Raw genomic sequence first — 17,656 nt, 5'->3', positions numbered from 1 at the left:
ACCCACCTATAAGGTGCAGATCACTATTTAATCATTTAAATATCTTGAAAATTTAAATCCATTCTTTAAAACTTACCCAGTAAAACTTGCAAACCAACCTAAGTTTGCCCCAATTTGCGCCACAATATTTAATATGCCAAATAACATTATAAACCCAATCATAAAACTTCCTCCGTACACTTTATAAGTCGCATTTGGGAATTTTTGGCGACTTGCTTTGGCAAGAAGTGCGGGGACAATTGCAGCCCAAATTGTTGCCGCCAATCCAGCGTAACCAATGGCAATCACAAATCCATAAGGAAATTGCAGGCTTAGCAATAATGGCGGTAAAAAAGTAACAAGTGTTGTTTTTGTTCTGCCTAATAAGCTATCGTCAAATTTAAACAGATCGGCGATATAGTCAAATAAGCCTAAAGTTACACCTAAGAATGACGTAGAAATTGCCATATAAGCAAAGAAATTTAATGCGACGGAAAGGTATTCTACTTCAATGTATTTATGTAAAGCCTCTAATAATGCAGAAACATCGCCGCCTTTTTCAATGACTGGGGCAAATTCAGTGCGTGGTAAATTACCTTGCACAGCAAGCTGCCATAAAATATAAATTACGAGTGCTAATCCCGTACCAATAAAGATCGATTTCATCACACGACAACCATCACGATCGTAATATTTGACGAGACTTGGAACATTCCCGTGGAAACCAAAGGACACGAGACAAACTGGAAGTGCGGTCAATAAATAAGGTAAATATGTTTGCTCGCTTTCAGCAGCGGTATTGAATAAAACTTCTGTTTTTACAGAGCTTAATAAACCAATGGTAGAAAGGAAAAAAGCGACCACCATCCCGACAATTAACACAGTTGTGAAACGGTCCACCGCTTTGGTTGAAAGCCACACGAAGGCTGCAAGGATAAGGCAGAAAATTAAAGATCCTGAAGTTCTTCCAATATCCACCGCACTTTCAGCAGAACTGAATGCTTGGCTGAGCAGATTTTGTGTAATGCCTCCGCCTGAGGTTATGTAGGCATAAGTCAAAACATATAAGACGAAAGCAACAGAAAGGCCGTTGATAATATTCCAACTTTTTCCTAATAAATCTTTAACGATGGTGTCAAAACTTGAACCTGTTGGATAATGCAGATTAGCTTCTAGGATCATTAATCCTGATGTCGTCATACAAAACCAAGTATAAATTAAAGCGAGAATCGAACCAATAAACCATACACCAGCCGTTGAAGTTGGGTTAGCCAGCATGCCTGCACCAATAGCTGTACCAGCGATGATCATCGCACCGCCTAAGAGAGAAGGGGATCTTTGTTGTGTCATAAAATGCCTCTAAAATAAATTTGCACTATTATAGTAGTGCAAAAGGAAAGTGCAATATATTTATATCGATAAAAAGGGGACATTCAGTCCCCTTTGTAATGTTGTCAAAGCATTCATTATTGACGGTAATCAGACAAAAATCTTGCTAATTTTGTAATGGCTTCCTCAAGTTGATTTACATAAGGAAGAGTAACAACACGGAAGTGATCTGGCGAATGCCAATTAAATCCTTTACCGTGCACAAGTAACACTTTTTCTTTGCGGAGTAAATCAAGCACCATTTTTTCATCACTGTGAATATTGAATTTTTTCACATCAATTTTCGGGAACATATACATCGCCCCCATTGGTTTTACGCAAGTAATGCCGGGTATTTGAGTAATAAGATCATAGGCTTTGTTTCGTTGCTCAAGTAATCGGCCGCCCGGTAAAATAAATTCATTAATACTTTGATAGCCACCAAGTGCGGTTTGAATTGCATGTTGCATTGGTACGTTAGCACATAAGCGCATTGATGCCAGCATATCCAAGCCTTCAATATAACCCTTCGCATTATGTTTTGGGCCGTTTAAAATCATCCAACCTTGGCGGAAGCCTGCAACTCGATAAGCTTTTGATAACCCATTCAGCGTAACGGTTAATAAATCAGGGGCAAGTGCGGCAATGTGATGATGTATTGCGCCATCGTATAAAATTTTGTCATAGATTTCGTCTGCGAAGATAATCAAATTATTTTGGCGCGCGATTTCCACAATTTCTTGTAATAATTCTTTGCTATACACTGCGCCAGTTGGATTGTTTGGATTGATGATAACAATGGCTTTAGTTTTAGCATTCACTTTCGCTTTAATATCATCAATAGCTGGGAACCAATTTGCTTCTTCATCACAAAGATAATGAACAGCTTTACCGCCAGAAAGGGTTACCGCTGCAGTCCAAAGCGGATAATCAGGCATCGGCACAAGCACTTCATCGCCATCATTAAGTAATGCTTGCATTGCCATTGTGATAAGCTCAGATACGCCGTTACCAATATACACATCATTGACGGTCGCACCGTGAATACCTTTTGATTGATAATATTGAACAATGGCTTTACGAGCAGAATATAAACCTTTTGAATCGCAGTAGCCTTGAGCCGATGGCAAATTACGTAGCACGTCTACTAAAATTTCATCGGGTGCTTCAAAGCCGAAAGGGGCGGGGTTGCCGATATTAAGTTTTAAAATTTTATTGCCTTCTTCTTCTAAGCGTAGTGCTTCTTTATGCACTGGCCCACGAATGTCATAACATACGTGTTCTAATTTGTCGGATTTTGGGAATAATCGCATAGTGAAATCCTTTTGTTTCTAATAAATTTTTCGAGAAAAGTGCGGTTAATTTACGCTGAATTTTCAATATTGAAAAGATTTTGTAAAAAAATTTTTTGTCATTAACAATCTGCGGTAGAATACGGCTAATTTTTTGTGTATTTAAAACAAAATCTAATGAGTTATTTAGCGCATGCAATAGGCGAGTTAAAATCGAAAATTCACGCATATTTACAGCAATCAACGAATGAACTTGTCCGTTTTCAGGTGAAACTGGACAAGGTCGATTTATTGGCTTGGCTGAAAAGTCAATCTGCGTATCCACAATTTTATTTACATTTTCGTGATGAAGAAAAAGCATTGGCTGCGCTTGGCGAAGTGCAGTCATTTTCACAATTAAATTTAGCGCAAGAGTTTATTGAAGAAAGTGGTTTCCCACTGGTAGGTGGTTTGCAATTTCAAGGTACCGCACAATTTGTATTGCCAAAAATTCTTGTTGAACAGGATGAGAAAGGTGCATTGGTATCATTTTTTGTGAAAGATGAGCAAAGTGCGAATGATACTTTAGCCCACCTAAAAACTTTTGAAAATCTCACCGCACTTTCTGCTTTGCCAAAACAGATTCCTTTGCATACAGAGCCTCGAGCTAACGAAAGAACTTGGTGCGATTGGGTAAATCAGGCTTTGGTAGAAATTAAAAGTGGAGAGCTGACAAAAATTGTATTAGCCAATGAAACCACTTTTCATTTAAAGCAAGCGATTAATGCGTACGATTTTTTAGCTGAAAGCGAAAAACAAAATCAAGGTTGTTATCATTTTTTGTGGGCTGAAAATCCTCATTCGGTTTTTGTTGGTTCTACGCCAGAACGCCTATTTGCTCGTGAGTATAACTTGTTGCTAACTGAAGCTTTGGCGGGGACAGCCTCGGTTTCTGAAAGTGAGGAAGAAACGCAATCTCAAGCCAATTGGTTGTTAAATGACGAGAAAAATTTAAAAGAAAATTGGTTGGTCGTAGAAGATATTTCGCAGAATTTACGTAAGCAAGTAGAAAGTTTTGATGTAAGCAATGTGGAATTAAAACCGTTACGTAAAGTACAACATTTGATTCGTAAAATTCGTGCAAATTTGACCGCACATTATGCGGATGTAAATATATTAAAAGCGATTCATCCTACAGCTGCAGTATCTGGTTTGCCACAGCAACAAGCCAAAATGATTTTGTCAGAAATTGAAACCTTTGATCGAGGCTGGTATGCGGGAACATTGGGTGTGATGAGCGATGCATGTTCAGAATTTTGTGTGGCGATTCGTTCCGCCTTTATTGAGGGTCATCGTATTCGTGTATTTGCTGGCGCGGGCATTGTGGCAGGCTCGCAGCCATTGGAAGAATGGAAAGAAATTGAACGTAAAGCAGCAGGGTTGATTTCCTTGTTTGCAGAAGAAAAATGATAACGGAGAAAAAAATGTCGGTAAGCGTGTTTAATCGTTGTTGGTCGAAAGTGATTTTAGAAACCTTGGTGCGTCAAGGCGTTTCTCACGTTTGTATCGCGCCAGGTTCGCGTTCGACACCTTTAACTCTAGAAGCCGTACGTTTGCAAAATGCGGGTTCAGTCACTTGTCATACGCATTTTGATGAACGCGGTTTAGGTTTTTTTGCTTTGGGTATTGCTAAGGCAACTCAATCGCCTGTTGCAATTATTGTTACATCAGGCACGGCGACTGCAAACCTTTATCCCGCCATTATTGAAGCGCGCCAAACGGGTGTGAATTTATTTGTTTTAACTGCTGATCGTCCACCAGAACTTTGGGAGTGCGGTGCGAATCAAGCTATTTTGCAACAAAATATGTTTGGTCAGTATCCGGTTGCAAATGTTAATTTACCTAAACCGAATGCTGATTATTCTGCGCAGTGGTTAATTTCTCTACTTGAACAGGCAGCTTTCCAACAAAAACAACAAAGTGGCGTTGTTCATATTAATGTGCCATTTACCGAGCCACTTTATGATGCAACTGATGAGGAAGTAAATTCCCATAGTTGGCTACATCCGTTACAACGCTGGTTAATTCAAACCAAGTCTTGGATAAATGTAGAAGCCCAACAAAACGAAGTATTAATGCATGAAAATTGGGATCATTGGCGTACCAAACGTGGTGTCGTTGTGGTTGGTCAATTACCTGCAGAACAAGCGATGGGAATTAATGCTTGGGCAAGTGCTATGGGCTGGATATTACTAACGGATATTCAATCTGGTGTTATTCCAACGACGCCTTATGAAGATATTTGGCTCGCAAATCAAACTGTTCGTGAAAAACTTCTGCAAGCTGATATTGTGATTCAATTTGGTGCACGCTTTATTAGTAAACGAATTAATCAATTCTTACAGGCGTTTAAAGGGGAATTTTGGTTGGTTGAACAAAGCGGTAAAGCATTGGATCCTTACCATCATTCATTGACAAGATTTAATGCTAAAGCGCATCATTGGTTGCGTGCGCATCCTCCTTTACGCCAAAAGCCTTGGTTGCTTGAGCCATTAGCTCTATCTAAGTTCTGTGCGACCTTTATTGAACAGCAAGTAGGCGGAAATTTAACGGAAGCCTCGCTCGCATTACGTTTACCAACACTTTTACCTTATAACGGTGTTTTATTTTTAGGTAATAGTTTACTTGTTCGTCTTGTTGATGCGCTAACGCAATTACCAGAAAGTTATCCTGTTTATACCAATCGTGGTGCGAGTGGAATTGATGGTTTGTTGGCTACGGCAGCTGGAATTGGTATAGGTTCAAATAAACCTGTTGTTGCGGTGATTGGCGATACGTCCACTTTATATGATCTAAATTCTTTCGCATTATTCAAAAACGTTACGCAACCAACGGTAATCTTTGTGATCAATAATAATGGTGGCGCGATTTTTGATATGTTACCTGTGGATGAACAAGTCAAAGATCAGTTCTATCGATTACCGCATAATGGCGATTTTTCTCAAATCGCGGCAATGTTCGATCTCAAATACGCTCATCCTTATACTTGGGCAGATCTTAATTCCGTTGTTAAACAGGCTTATAGTCGTCGCAAGGCAACGTTAATTGAAATCAAAACGAATCCGAGTGATGGTAGTAGTTTGTATAAACGCTTAATCGAGCAAATTAGTCACGCCGTGATTGGTGCTTAAGTATTATTCTGTAGGCGGGCTTTAGTCCGCCATATTTATTATTTCTATCAATAATCCCTCCAATGATAAACATCATTTTTCTTCACGGACTTCTTGGTACAAAAAACGACTGGCAAAAAGTCATTAAAAATTTACCGCACTTTAATTGTATTGCGCTAGATTTGCCTTTTCATGGACAAGCCAAAGGCGTTGAAGTTACAAATTTTGAAGAAACGGCGGAGTATTTATCTCAGCAAATTAAAAGTGCGGTAAAAAATGACCCCTATTTTCTTGTTGGGTATTCTTTAGGCGGACGGATCGCTTTGTATTATGCGCTGCAAGCTCAGGTGGAACGATCTAATTTGCAAGGCGTTATTTTAGAAGGGGCGAATCTAGGTTTAAAAACCGACGAAGAAAAACAGGCTCGTTTTCAACAGGATTTTGCTTGGGCTCAACGTTTTATGCAAGAATCGCCAGAAAATGTATTAAATGATTGGTATCAACAGCCCGTGTTTTCCCATTTGACTGCAGAAGAAAGACTGCAGTTAGTTGAAAAACGAAAATCAAATTGTGGGGAAAATATTGGCAAAATGTTGTTGGCGACAAGTCTATCCAAGCAACCTGATTTTAGTGAAAAAGTGCGGTTAAGTTCTTTGCCATTTTTTTATTTTTGTGGCGAACGAGATCATAAATTTCAAACTATTGCGAAAGAAAATCAAATTAATTTAGTGACAATTCCCTGTGCTGGGCATAACTCACATTTAGGAAATTCAAAATATTTCTCTAAAAAAATAGAAAATTGCATATTAAAAATTGCTAGACCTTAGTTAAAATGCTAGGATTTATCCCTTTCTTTTTATAATAAACTTCTAAGGAAACACAATGTCTACACAACTTCGTAATAATCCGATGAAAGTGGCGTTAGCCTCGATGGTCGGTACAGCAATTGAATTTTTTGATTATTATATTTATGCGGCTGCCGCTGTATTAGTTTTCAATACGCAATTCTTTCATAGCGATGATCCTCTTTCTAATGATCTACTTTCTCTTTCTACGCTTGCGCTTGCATTTTTTGCACGTCCTATTGGTTCGGCATTATTTGGTCACTTTGGCGATAAAATTGGTCGTAAAAAAACCTTGGTTGCCTCTCTTGTTTTAATGGGTGGTTCAACGGTAGTAATTGGTTTACTTCCTAATTATGCTCAAATTGGTATCTGGGCGCCGATTTTGCTTTGTGTATGCCGTGTTGGTCAAGGAATTGGACTTGGTGGAGAATGGGGCGGTGCAGCGTTAGTCGCAACAGAAAATGCACCAGAAGGAAAACGAGCTTGGTACGGTACTTTCCCTCAATTAGGCGCACCAATTGGTTTATTTGTCGCTAATGGAACGTTCTTCTTAGCTAGCTATTTACTTGGTCATAATGCACTTGTTGAATGGGCGTGGCGTATTCCATTTGTATCTTCCATTTTATTAGTTGCAGTTGGTTTATATGTTCGCTTAACTTTGCACGAAAGCCACGTATTTGTGGAAGCAGAGCAAAAAGGCAAAAAATTGAATGCACCAGTGAGTGTTGTGTTTACCAAACACTTAAAACCAATGATCATTGGTACATTTATTATGGTGGCAACTTATTCTCTGTTTTACATTATGACGGCTTTTGCACAGGCATATTCTCGAACAGCACCAAAGCTTTCTGAAGCAGGTTATGCGCTTGGCTTAGGTATCCCAGCAAATACATTTACTGGCTTGTTATTAATTAGTGCCATTGTATTTGGTATTTTTATCAGTATTTCCGGTTTTTATGCCGATAAAATCGGTCGTCGTAAATGGTTGATTTGGGTGACTATTGCTATCGGCGTGCTTGGTTTAGCAATGCCGTTATTCTTAGAAAATGGCACTCCAGTTAGCGTATTTGCATTTTTAGTGATTGGTATGGCGATTATGGGAATGACATTTGGTCCAATGGCTGCGCTATTACCAGAATTATTCCCAACAGAAGTCCGTTATTCAGGTGCCTCTCTTGCGTATAATTTAGCATCAATTATTGGTGCAACAATTGCAGCAATGATTTCTTTAAAAATTAACGCGTCATTCGGTGTAATGGGCGTAGGAATTTATTTAGCAATCAATGCATTAATGACTTTCTTGGCATTATTAGCCTCAAAAGAGACTAAAAATGTAGATTTAACAGAAATCTAATTTTAGTCGTAAATATTTTAGGTTATTTAGCCTTTAAAAGTAGTTTATTTAGAACTTATATCAAGTTTAGGTTTCAATGCCAACAAGTAAATAGACTACTTTGATTAAATTGATCAGAAGATCGCAGTTTGTTAATAAAAAATCTGCACCTTACTTCGTTAGAAAATAAATCTAATTAAGGTGCAGAATAAAATAAGGTTTTATTGCTTCAAATAAATATTAATTTAACTTAACAACGCTTGTGCAGCTGCGATCACAACAGACACAGCTTTTTCTTCCGTTTGCTTTATTGTTGCTTCATTTGGAATTTCTTGTTGAGTACGGTTTACAATCACGCCTGCAACCATTCCTGCACGTAAACCCAATGCACTACACATAGTGAACAATGTTGAGGATTCCATTTCGTAGTTCATTACATTCAAATCTTGCCATTGTTTAAGTAGCCCTTGGTAATCACGATATACTTTTCCGCTATAGGTATCATAACGTTCTTGACCTGGATAGAATGTATCAGATGAAGCGGTTATACCCACATAAGGCTCGATACCTTTTGCTTTCGCTGCATTATAAAGTGCGGTTGTACATTCAAAGTTTGCCACAGCGGGATATTCTAAAGGTGCGAAATGACAGCTTGCACCATCTAAGCGAACAGAAGCGGTTGTGATAAGAACATCGCCTACATTAATGTGCGGTTGAATTGCACCCGTTGTACCAATACGTAAGAAAGTACGTACACCAAGTTGAGCAAGTTCTTCTACACAAATTGATGTTGAAGGGCCACCAATACCCGTAGAACATACAACAATAGGCTGACCATTGACATAACCTAACCACGATGTAAATTCACGCGTGCTTGCAAGAAACTCTGGGTTATCAAGTTGTTTCGCAATACGCTCACTACGCGCAGGATCGCCTGGAACAATAGCGAGTGTTGCGCCTTTAAGTTGTGCTTTAGTGAGGTTTAAGTGAAATACGTCTGACATAATAAATCTCCTTATTATCATTGAACGTGATGATTTCGCCCTTAGGAAAAATCTTATTGTAAAGAAAAGAAATAAAACATTTTTAGAAAATTTTGTTTTCTCTTTCAAACATTTTCATTATTTCTCTTTCATTTTTCTGATAACAAATAATAAGTAAAAAAAGAAGTGCGGTCAAAAAGTTAAACGTTTTCGGTTATAATTCCACGTAAATTTTTTCTAGAACAAGCGAAAAATAAAATGAATGCAAAAATTTTAGTTATAAAAGTGGGACAAGTTGAAACCCTAACCTTTTCCGATGGAAGCCAGTATGAAAGCGCGATTCGTAAAAAAGTTGTGCCATCGGTAAAAATTCATTCTCTTGGTGCGGAAGGAAACGATGTGGGTTTAAAAAAACATCATGGTGGTGTAGATAAATCTCTCTTTTTTATGTCGGCAGATTCTTTTAATAAATTAAATACTTTATTAAATAAAGATTTTTCTTATATGGATACTGCGATATACGGAGAAAATTTTGTCGTATCAGGCTTGAATGAAGACAATGTATGTATTGGCGATCGTTATCAAATCGGCTCAACCATTTTAGAAGTATCTCAACCACGTAAACCTTGTGAGCGTTTATCAAAAAACACGGAAAACGAAGAGACGCGAGATATTGTTTATCAAACTGGGCTTAGTGGATGGTATGTTCGTATTATTGAAACAGGAACAATTAAGCAAAAGGATGAATTAAAATTACTCGCCCGTCCTTATCCGCAAATAACAATTCGTCATTTAAATCGCTTGTTATCTGCGCCAAAAAATGAAGCTGAACTAGAAGCAGCATTAGATATTGAAGTATTAGCTGAAGCCTTTAAACGCTCAATTCGCTCACAAGTATCGAAATTCAAACAACAGAGATAAATATGTCAGAAATTTCAACCGCACTTTCTTTAGAAAATTGTCCTTGTCAATCTGGTCATCATTATGCGGATTGTTGTGGAAAATTTCATTTAAAACAAGCATTTCCCGAAACGGTAGAGCAACTTATGCGTTCACGTTATACGGCTTACGTTTTAGAAAATATACCTTATATTGTTGCAACAACTGTACCAAGCCAACAAACTTTATTAGAGCCTAGGTTATTGCAAGAATGGGCGGACAATACCGTGTGGCTAGGATTAGAAATTCTAAAAACGGAAAGCCTTACAAAAACTCAAAGTGCGGTGGAATTTAAGGCGATTTTTCAAGGCGAAGATTGTGAACAAGTCCATCAAGAACGGTCAATTTTTGTGAAAATTGAAGATCGTTGGTATTTTGTAGATCCAACGGTATCATTACCGACAATGAAACAACCTTGTGTCTGCGGTTCTGGTAAAAAATTTAAACATTGCTGTGGGGGATTTTTATGATTTCATTGAAACAATTTAGCCTGCTCTTTTGGAAACGTTTTTCAGAAAATAAACTTAATCAAGTAGCTGGCGCATTGACTTATAGCACAATGTTAGCAATGGTTCCTTTGGTTATGGTTATTTTTTCTATTTTCTCTGCTTTTCCTGTATTCAATGAAGTGACGGGAGAATTGAAAGAAATGATTTTCACTAATTTTGCGCCATCAGCGAGTGATATGGTGGGCGAATATATCGATCAATTTGTCTTAAATTCAAAAAAAATGAGTGCTGTTGGTATTATTAGCTTGATTGCGGTCGCCTTGATGTTGATTAATAATATCGACCGAACATTAAATAGTATTTGGCACAATAGTCAATCTCGCTCTCCGCTTTCTTCTTTTGCGATTTATTGGATGATTTTGACACTTGGCCCACTTATTATTGGCGTTAGTATTGGGATTAGTTCGTATATTAAAATAATGTTTGAACAATCGGAACATTTATCATTAGGTTTAAAATTGCTCAGTTTTGTGCCTTTTTTATTTACTTGGTTTATTTTTACGCTTATTTATACGGTTGTACCGAATAAAAAAGTGAAAATTAAGCATTCAGCTTACGGTGCATTTCTTGCCGCGATTTTTTTCACTCTTGGTAAACAAGCATTTACTTGGTATATCGTCACTTTTCCCTCTTATCAATTAATTTACGGTGCAATGGCAACTTTACCAATTATGTTATTGTGGATTCAAATAAGTTGGCTTGTGGTATTAGTTGGTGCGCAATTAGCTTCAACCTTAGATGAAATTGGCGAGCAGATCGAGCAATAATGCTCGATCTAAGAAAATTATCTGGCAATCGCCAATGTTTGATATAAATAATGGCGATAATCATTGAGTAGCTGAATATCAGAAGAATCTTCTAATTTGCCATCACTCAATTTACACATTGCCATATTCGCTTTCATAAATTCATCTTCTGCTGATAATCCTGCTACATTCATCAAGACGCCTCCAGCAAAAGCAAGATCTAAAAACTTTTGTTCTTGCTTAAATTGACTTGCACAATTACTTCTTACAACAAATTGCGTCACATAATCGGGCTGTGCATAATCCCCTTTCTTCGGAGGGATCGCATTATCAAATGCCACTTGGTGATCGCCGAAATACCCTAGCACAAAAGGCTTTTTACGTTCTTGTAAATAGTTATTTATTCCTTCAATCGCATCATTCAATGCGACAATACGTTGAGTATAGTCATTCAATGCAGAAATACTTTTAGCCCCTAAATTAGGCATTTGAAGATTAAATGTATTTTCCATGCCCAATTCGTATGGACCATGTTCACGCATAGTCAATACATAAACAAACATCGGCTGATCTACATTTTCTAACGCAGGATGTTGTTTTTCCAAAATCATTCGGGTGTACTTCATCATTTCTTCACTACTAATATCCCAAAGATTTTTACTGATAGGTGCAGGATAACCAAGATCTTGCGGCTGTAACATCAAATCAAAACCAAAATGATCATAAGCGGATTTTGCATTGTAATTACCTTTTGTAAAAGGCGACAAGGCAACACAAAAATATCCTTGAGCTTTTAGATTTTTCACTAAACCTGATTGCAAGTGCGGTACAACAGAATAAAAAACGCCACTTGCTAACGCGCCAAAATCGGTTGAAGGTACACCAGCTAAAAAAGCAAATTCTGATTTCCACGTTGCACCAGCAAAAGTATGTACACGCAACGGCGAAGCAAATACTGTATCACTTTGAGACTCAAACATGGAAAGTGGTGGAATAGATTGCTGACTAAAAGCAAATTGATGAGGGTTCAGCGTGGATTCCATTAATGTCACAACAATATCGGGTTTTGTTTCAGATAGGTTGTTTGTATCAGGTGAAAGTGCGGTCATTTTTTCAATAAAATTTTGGCTATTGCCATCAAAATTTGGCACTTTGAAAAAAATACCGCGGCAAGACATTGGTAAATTTAAAAACACATCACGACCATCATCGGGCAAAGAATCTAACCAAACTTGCACCGCACTTGGATTTTTAGAATAATGCCACATCAAGCTAAAGCTAATGATAAACAATAACACCCCAATGCTGTTACCCAATACCCCTAAAGACTCGACATCATTAAAACCAAAAATCGCATAACCTAATAACGCCAGTAGCCCAATAACGCCAAACAACGCACCTTTATAATGAATTAAGGTTTCCCAATTTCGCCAATCCACCACAAGAAAGAAATCTGAAATTAACAAAGGCTGTTTGTAATAATGAATTTTTAAACGATGAAATAACATCAGCACTACAAAAAGCACTGATGAAAAATTTAAAGCACGTTGCCATTGGCTGGAAACCATAAGCATGCCGCCAAATAAAAAAGTAAAAAGCGTAATAGCAAAGAAATAAGTCCAACGATAATGGGAGTTTACAATAAAAATCACTGCCGCAATCGTGAATAAAGCTAAGAAAATATAAGCGATCATAAATTTTCCCTATGATATATAAACAGTTTAAAATTAGATATGACAATGCCTGCGCACTTTATCACGTAAACGTAATGGATTGAACGGGAAAAGAAAATTATTTGGATAATTTGAAAATAAAGTGGTGGGCGATACCGGTCTCGAACCAGTGACCCCCTCCTTGTAAGGGAGGTGCTCTCCCAACTGAGCTAATCGCCCGATAATATTAAGGCAAAACCTTAAATTTTCGGTTTATTTAAACACTTTTAAGTGGTGGGCGATACCGGTCTCGAACCAGTGACCCCCTCCTTGTAAGGGAGGTGCTCTCCCAACTGAGCTAATCGCCCACTAGAAAGCGTTTAAATATAAAGGGAAAGTTTGAGCGGAAAGGACACTTTAGAAAAGTGGTGGGCGATACCGGTCTCGAACCAGTGACCCCCTCCTTGTAAGGGAGGTGCTCTCCCAACTGAGCTAATCGCCCGCTTGGTCAAACTTAGTAACATTAAGAACACTTTTTAGAGAAGTGGTGGGCGATACCGGTCTCGAACCAGTGACCCCCTCCTTGTAAGGGAGGTGCTCTCCCAACTGAGCTAATCGCCCTTAATGTTGTGGGTTGGCATTATAGGGAGAATGCATTTTCAGTCAATACCTTTTTATTAAATTTTGTTTAATTGTCGTAAAAATAAGCATAAAATCCGCTTTTTTATTTAGAAGTCAAACAAGTCGTAGTAGAATAACGACTAATATTTTATTGAAGATAGGTTATAAAAATGAAACTAGATGCTCCTTTTAATTTAGATCCAAATGTAAAAGTGCGTACTCGTTTTGCTCCTAGCCCTACAGGTTATTTACATGTAGGTGGCGCACGTACCGCACTTTATTCTTGGTTATACGCAAAACATAATAACGGCGAATTTGTATTACGAATTGAAGACACTGATTTAGAGCGTTCAACACCAGAAGCAACGGCTGCCATTATTGAAGGCATGGAATGGTTAAATCTTCCGTGGGAGCATGGCCCTTATTACCAAACTAAACGCTTTGATCGTTATAACCAAGTGATCGATGAAATGATTGAACAAGGCTTAGCATATCGTTGTTATTGTACTAAAGAACACTTAGAAGAACTTCGTCATACTCAAGAACAAAATAAAGAAAAACCACGTTATGACCGTCACTGCTTACACGATCACAACCATTCACCTGATGAACCCCACGTTGTACGTTTTAAAAATCCAACTGAAGGCTCGGTAGTATTTGATGATGCCGTACGTGGCCGTATTGAAATCAGCAACAGTGAGCTTGATGATCTTATTATTCGCCGCACAGACGGTTCTCCAACTTATAACTTCTGTGTAGTTGTAGATGACTGGGACATGGGTATCACACATGTTGTACGTGGCGAAGATCATATCAACAACACGCCTCGTCAAATTAACATTTTAAAAGCGATTGGTGCCCCAATTCCAACCTATGCACACGTTTCTATGATTAATGGCGATGATGGTCAAAAACTCTCTAAACGACATGGCGCAGTGAGCGTAATGCAATATCGTGATGATGGTTACTTACCCGAAGCTTTAATCAACTATCTCGTACGTTTAGGCTGGGGACATGGCGACCAAGAAATTTTCAGTCGCGAAGAAATGATCAACTATTTCGAATTAGATCACGTTAGCAAATCAGCTAGCGCATTTAATACCGAAAAATTACAATGGTTGAATCAACATTATATCCGTGAATTACCGCCAGAATATGTGGCTAAACATCTTGAATGGCATTACAAAGATCAAGGCATTGATACAAGCAATGGCCCTGCATTAACTGAAATAGTCACCATGCTTGCGGAACGTTGCAAAACCTTAAAAGAAATGGCAAGGTCAAGCCGCTACTTCTTTGAAGAGTTTGAAACCTTTGATGAAGCTGCAGCGAAAAAACATTTCAAAGGCAATGCTGCTGAAGCGCTTACAAAAGTGAAAGAAAAATTAACCGCACTTTCTAGCTGGGATTTACATTCTACTCACGAAGCCATTGAGCAAACAGCTGCTGAACTAGAAGTGGGCATGGGTAAAGTTGGCATGCCATTACGTGTCGCTGTGACAGGTTCTGGTCAATCGCCATCAATGGATGTTACCCTAGTCGGTATCGGCAGAGATCGCGTACTTGCACGTATTCAGCGCGCTATTGATTTTATTCATGCACAAAACGCTTAATATTTAATCGGATAACAAACGCATAATAAAATCGTATTGACAGCCACATAGTCAAATTTTATCATGTCGCTGTCTTTTATGGGGATATAGCTCAGTTGGGAGAGCGCTTGAATGGCATTCAAGAGGTCGTCGGTTCGATCCCGATTATCTCCACCAAATTAATAAAGCAAGGTAAAGCACCTTGCTTTTTTATTATCAATAATCAATATCTTAGTGAATTTTAACAAAAATAAAAACTAAAGCGTGCTAGAATAGTGCGCTTTTTTATTACATCGTTCGAAACCATATCAAGGAATAATTATGCGTCCAAATAATCGAGAAAATAATCAACCCCGCCAAATTAAAATTACCCGTAACTACACCAAGCATGCTGAAGGTTCTGTGCTTGTTGAATTTGGGGACACCAAAGTGCTTTGTACTGCAACAGTGGAAGATGCTGTGCCACGTTTCTTAAAAGGACAAGGGCAAGGTTGGGTAACGGCTGAATATGGAATGTTGCCACGTTCAACACATAGTCGTATGCAACGTGAGGCGGCTAAAGGTAAACAAGGCGGACGCACAATGGAAATTCAACGCTTAATTGCCCGCTCTTTGCGTGCCATGGTGGATCTTAAAGCACTGGGTGAACGTGCGATTACTTTAGATTGTGATGTTATTCAAGCGGACGGCGGCACACGAACTGCATCCATTACTGGTGCTGCAGTCGCATTATGTGATGCGATCAACGGTTTAATTGAGAATGGCACGTTAAAAACTAACCCCATTAAAGGGCTAGTTTCGGCGATTTCTGTAGGGATTGTTGATGGTCAAGCTGTTTGTGATTTGGAATACGTGGAAGATTCTGCAGCGGAAACCGATATGAATGTTGTGATGATGGAAGATGGTCGCATGATTGAGGTGCAAGGCACTGCAGAAGGCGAGCCATTTAGCCATGAAGAATTATTAACATTATTAGATTTAGCGAAACAAGGCTGTAATCAAATTTTTATCGCTCAACGCGAAGCGCTAGGCTTATAAACACAGTTTATAGGAGTGAAAAAATGGAACAATATAAACGCGATTTTATCGAATTTGCTTTAAGCCGAAATGTATTGAAATTCGGCGAGTTTACTTTGAAATCGGGGCGTAAAAGTCCGTATTTCTTCAATGCGGGTTTGTTCAATACGGGGGCAGATTTAGCGCGTTTAGGCGAGTTCTATGCTGCGGCAATTCAAGCAAGTGCGGTAGATTTTGATGTGGTTTTTGGCCCTGCTTACAAAGGCATTCCAATTGGCACTTCAGTTTCGGTGGCGTTATTTAATCGTTATGGTATTGATAAACCCGTGTGTTTTAATCGCAAAGAAGTGAAAGATCACGGAGAGGGCGGCAATTTAATTGGTAGCCCATTGCAAGGAAAAATTTTGCTTGTGGATGACGTGATTACGGCTGGCACTGCAATTCGTGAATCTATGGAATTAATCAGTGCAAATAAGGCAGAGCTTGCGGCGGTATTGATCGCTCTAAACCGTAAGGAACGAGGAAAAGGCGAGCTTTCAGCAATTCAAGAAGTAGAACGTGATTATCAATGCCAAGTGCTATCAATCATTGATTTAGATGATTTGATGCAATTTATCGAACAAGATCCTCGATACAGTAGCCATTTGCTAGAAATGCGTGCTTATCGTGCCGAATTTGGCGTATAAAACTTGAGAAATAAATTTTTATCATCATTATAAATAACATTATAAAAATAACCGCACTTTAACTTAACAGAGGAAAGAATGGAATTTATTGGAAAAATTATAGGCGTATTTTTAGGTTGGAAAGTTGGTGGATTTTTTGGTGCGATAGCTGGGCTCATTTTAGGTTCTATTGCAGATAAAAAATTGTATGAACTTGGCTCGGTAAGTTCTAGTTTCTTTAAAAAGAAAACAACGCGTCAAGACTTGTTTATGCAAACCACCTTTGCGGTGTTAGGGCATTTAAGTAAATCGAAAGGGCGTGTAACAGAAGAAGATATCCAATTAGCTAATCAATTAATGATTCAGCTTAAACTGGATGATGCTGGGCGTAAATTAGCGCAAGATGCGTTTCGTCGTGGTAAAGAATCTGATTTCCCGATTCGCCAAGTTATCCGTGAATTTCGCATTGGTTGTGGGCAACGTGCTGATTTATTGCGAATGTTCTTACAAGTGCAAGTTCAAGCGGCTTTTGCCGATTCAGAACTTCACGAAAATGAGAAAGAAGTGCTTTATGTGATCGCTGAAGAACTTGGTCTTTCTCGTATGCAATTTGAACAAATGATTGCGATGGAAATGGCTGCGCGAGCTTTTACTCAAGGCGGTTTTTATCAGCAATATCAACAAGGTGCATATCAAGGTGGCTACCAATATCAGCAACAAAATAGTGGTGGTTACCAACATGCTTCTGGCCCAACTTTAAATGATGCCTATAAAGTATTGGGTGTAACTGAGTCCGACGAGCAAAGCACGGTTAAGCGTGCTTATCGTCGTTTAATGAATGAACACCATCCAGATAAACTTGTGGCGAAAGGCTTACCGCCAGAAATGATGGAAATGGCAAAAGAAAAAACTCAACAGATTCAAGCCGCTTACGATTTAATTTGTAAAGCAAAAGGCTGGAAATAG

Annotated in this window: 15 protein-coding genes and 5 tRNA genes; 12 read left to right on the top strand and 8 right to left on the bottom strand. The window is 38.6% G+C overall.

Features of this window, described 5'->3' with window-relative positions:
* Nucleotides 1-72 precede the first annotated feature (72 nt).
* Entirely contained in the window at nt 73-1,329 is a 1,257-nt protein-coding gene (gene mtr / locus DV356_RS05940; RefSeq protein WP_118806668.1) for a tryptophan permease, read from the bottom strand.
* A 116-nt stretch (nt 1,330-1,445) separates the two neighbouring features.
* The gene (locus DV356_RS05935; RefSeq protein ID WP_021035713.1) at nt 1,446-2,660 is read right to left on the bottom strand and encodes a pyridoxal phosphate-dependent aminotransferase; all 1,215 of its coding nucleotides are present in this window, start codon (nt 2,658-2,660) and stop codon (nt 1,446-1,448) included.
* A 156-nt stretch (nt 2,661-2,816) separates the two neighbouring features.
* On the opposite strand from DV356_RS05935, the gene DV356_RS05925 reads away from it, so the two are divergent.
* The 4 genes from DV356_RS05925 to DV356_RS05910 all read left to right on the top strand — a co-directional run bounded on the left by DV356_RS05925 (nt 2,817) and on the right by DV356_RS05910 (nt 7,987).
* Complete coding sequence (locus DV356_RS05925) at nt 2,817-4,088, top strand: isochorismate synthase (RefSeq protein ID WP_192882165.1); 1,272 nt, start codon at nt 2,817-2,819, stop codon at nt 4,086-4,088.
* A 14-nt stretch (nt 4,089-4,102) separates the two neighbouring features.
* On the top strand, nt 4,103-5,809 hold the full coding sequence (gene menD / locus DV356_RS05920) for a 2-succinyl-5-enolpyruvyl-6-hydroxy-3-cyclohexene-1-carboxylic-acid synthase (protein ID WP_118806665.1): 1,707 nt from the start codon (nt 4,103-4,105) through the stop codon (nt 5,807-5,809).
* A 62-nt stretch (nt 5,810-5,871) separates the two neighbouring features.
* A complete protein-coding gene (gene menH, locus DV356_RS05915; protein WP_118806664.1) occupies nt 5,872-6,615 on the top strand; it encodes a 2-succinyl-6-hydroxy-2,4-cyclohexadiene-1-carboxylate synthase in 744 nt (247 codons plus the stop codon).
* Between the two features lie 55 nt (nt 6,616-6,670).
* Nucleotides 6,671-7,987, top strand: a complete 1,317-nt coding sequence (locus DV356_RS05910) for an MFS transporter (RefSeq protein WP_110431901.1) — start codon at nt 6,671-6,673, stop codon at nt 7,985-7,987.
* 224 nt (nt 7,988-8,211) lie between these two features.
* Here the strand turns inward: DV356_RS05910 and udp are convergent, their stop codons facing one another.
* Nucleotides 8,212-8,970 (bottom strand): uridine phosphorylase, encoded by a 759-nt coding sequence (udp, locus tag DV356_RS05905; protein ID WP_005668933.1) that lies wholly within the window; start codon nt 8,968-8,970, stop codon nt 8,212-8,214.
* 237 nt (nt 8,971-9,207) lie between these two features.
* On the opposite strand from udp, the gene DV356_RS05900 reads away from it, so the two are divergent.
* From DV356_RS05900 to DV356_RS05890, 3 genes are read left to right on the top strand one after another with little or no spacing between them, the layout of a single operon-like run.
* The gene (locus DV356_RS05900; RefSeq protein WP_118806663.1) at nt 9,208-9,870 is read left to right on the top strand and encodes an MOSC domain-containing protein; all 663 of its coding nucleotides are present in this window, start codon (nt 9,208-9,210) and stop codon (nt 9,868-9,870) included.
* Nucleotides 9,871-9,872: 2 nt separating this feature from the next.
* Nucleotides 9,873-10,358 (top strand): YchJ family protein, encoded by a 486-nt coding sequence (locus tag DV356_RS05895; protein WP_118806662.1) that lies wholly within the window; start codon nt 9,873-9,875, stop codon nt 10,356-10,358.
* Nucleotides 10,355-11,164, top strand: coding sequence for a virulence factor BrkB family protein (locus DV356_RS05890; RefSeq protein ID WP_050948897.1), 810 nt, complete (start codon nt 10,355-10,357; stop codon nt 11,162-11,164). Before DV356_RS05895 ends, DV356_RS05890 begins: the two co-directional genes overlap by 4 nt.
* Before the next feature lie 17 nt (nt 11,165-11,181).
* Here the strand turns inward: DV356_RS05890 and lpt6 are convergent, their stop codons facing one another.
* The 5 genes from lpt6 to DV356_RS05865 form a co-directional block, all read right to left on the bottom strand.
* Entirely contained in the window at nt 11,182-12,837 is a 1,656-nt protein-coding gene (gene lpt6 / locus DV356_RS05885) for a phosphoethanolamine transferase Lpt6 (RefSeq protein ID WP_118806661.1), read from the bottom strand.
* A 122-nt stretch (nt 12,838-12,959) separates the two neighbouring features.
* Nucleotides 12,960-13,035, bottom strand: a tRNA-Val gene (locus tag DV356_RS05880).
* A gap of 52 nt (nt 13,036-13,087) precedes the next feature.
* A tRNA-Val gene (locus DV356_RS05875) sits at nt 13,088-13,163 on the bottom strand.
* A 58-nt stretch (nt 13,164-13,221) separates the two neighbouring features.
* A tRNA-Val gene (locus tag DV356_RS05870) sits at nt 13,222-13,297 on the bottom strand.
* A 43-nt stretch (nt 13,298-13,340) separates the two neighbouring features.
* A tRNA-Val gene (locus tag DV356_RS05865) sits at nt 13,341-13,416 on the bottom strand.
* Between the two features lie 170 nt (nt 13,417-13,586).
* On the opposite strand from DV356_RS05865, the gene gltX reads away from it, so the two are divergent.
* From gltX to djlA, 5 genes are all read left to right on the top strand, one after another.
* Complete coding sequence (gene gltX / locus DV356_RS05860; RefSeq protein ID WP_118806660.1) at nt 13,587-15,029, top strand: glutamate--tRNA ligase; 1,443 nt, start codon at nt 13,587-13,589, stop codon at nt 15,027-15,029.
* Between the two features lie 80 nt (nt 15,030-15,109).
* Nucleotides 15,110-15,185, top strand: a tRNA-Ala gene (locus DV356_RS05855).
* Nucleotides 15,186-15,329: 144 nt separating this feature from the next.
* Nucleotides 15,330-16,046 carry a ribonuclease PH gene (gene rph / locus DV356_RS05850; protein ID WP_005632808.1) on the top strand — a complete coding sequence of 239 codons (717 nt, stop codon included), beginning with the start codon at nt 15,330-15,332 and terminating at the stop codon, nt 16,044-16,046.
* 23 nt (nt 16,047-16,069) lie between these two features.
* Nucleotides 16,070-16,711 (top strand): orotate phosphoribosyltransferase, encoded by a 642-nt coding sequence (gene pyrE, locus DV356_RS05845; protein WP_005656218.1) that lies wholly within the window; start codon nt 16,070-16,072, stop codon nt 16,709-16,711.
* A gap of 78 nt (nt 16,712-16,789) precedes the next feature.
* Nucleotides 16,790-17,656, top strand: a complete 867-nt coding sequence (gene djlA, locus DV356_RS05840; RefSeq protein ID WP_005656217.1) for a co-chaperone DjlA — start codon at nt 16,790-16,792, stop codon at nt 17,654-17,656.

The sequence above is a fragment of the Haemophilus influenzae genome (genome assembly GCF_003494325.1).
Taxonomy (GTDB): Bacteria; Pseudomonadota; Gammaproteobacteria; order Enterobacterales; family Pasteurellaceae; genus Haemophilus; species Haemophilus influenzae_I.
This window is presented reverse-complemented; position numbering and strand designations above follow the sequence as displayed.

Coding starts and splice junctions, on each gene's coding strand:
- mtr (WP_118806668.1), bottom strand. CDS start 1,329: ATGACACAACAAAGATCCCCTTCTCTCTTAGGCGGTGCGATGATCATC.
- DV356_RS05935 (WP_021035713.1), bottom strand. CDS start 2,660: ATGCGATTATTCCCAAAATCCGACAAATTAGAACACGTATGTTATGAC.
- DV356_RS05925 (WP_192882165.1), top strand. CDS start 2,817: ATGAGTTATTTAGCGCATGCAATAGGCGAGTTAAAATCGAAAATTCAC.
- menD (WP_118806665.1), top strand. CDS start 4,103: ATGTCGGTAAGCGTGTTTAATCGTTGTTGGTCGAAAGTGATTTTAGAA.
- menH (WP_118806664.1), top strand. CDS start 5,872: ATGATAAACATCATTTTTCTTCACGGACTTCTTGGTACAAAAAACGAC.
- DV356_RS05910 (WP_110431901.1), top strand. CDS start 6,671: ATGTCTACACAACTTCGTAATAATCCGATGAAAGTGGCGTTAGCCTCG.
- udp (WP_005668933.1), bottom strand. CDS start 8,970: ATGTCAGACGTATTTCACTTAAACCTCACTAAAGCACAACTTAAAGGC.
- DV356_RS05900 (WP_118806663.1), top strand. CDS start 9,208: ATGAATGCAAAAATTTTAGTTATAAAAGTGGGACAAGTTGAAACCCTA.
- DV356_RS05895 (WP_118806662.1), top strand. CDS start 9,873: ATGTCAGAAATTTCAACCGCACTTTCTTTAGAAAATTGTCCTTGTCAA.
- DV356_RS05890 (WP_050948897.1), top strand. CDS start 10,355: ATGATTTCATTGAAACAATTTAGCCTGCTCTTTTGGAAACGTTTTTCA.
- lpt6 (WP_118806661.1), bottom strand. CDS start 12,837: ATGATCGCTTATATTTTCTTAGCTTTATTCACGATTGCGGCAGTGATT.
- gltX (WP_118806660.1), top strand. CDS start 13,587: ATGAAACTAGATGCTCCTTTTAATTTAGATCCAAATGTAAAAGTGCGT.
- rph (WP_005632808.1), top strand. CDS start 15,330: ATGCGTCCAAATAATCGAGAAAATAATCAACCCCGCCAAATTAAAATT.
- pyrE (WP_005656218.1), top strand. CDS start 16,070: ATGGAACAATATAAACGCGATTTTATCGAATTTGCTTTAAGCCGAAAT.
- djlA (WP_005656217.1), top strand. CDS start 16,790: ATGGAATTTATTGGAAAAATTATAGGCGTATTTTTAGGTTGGAAAGTT.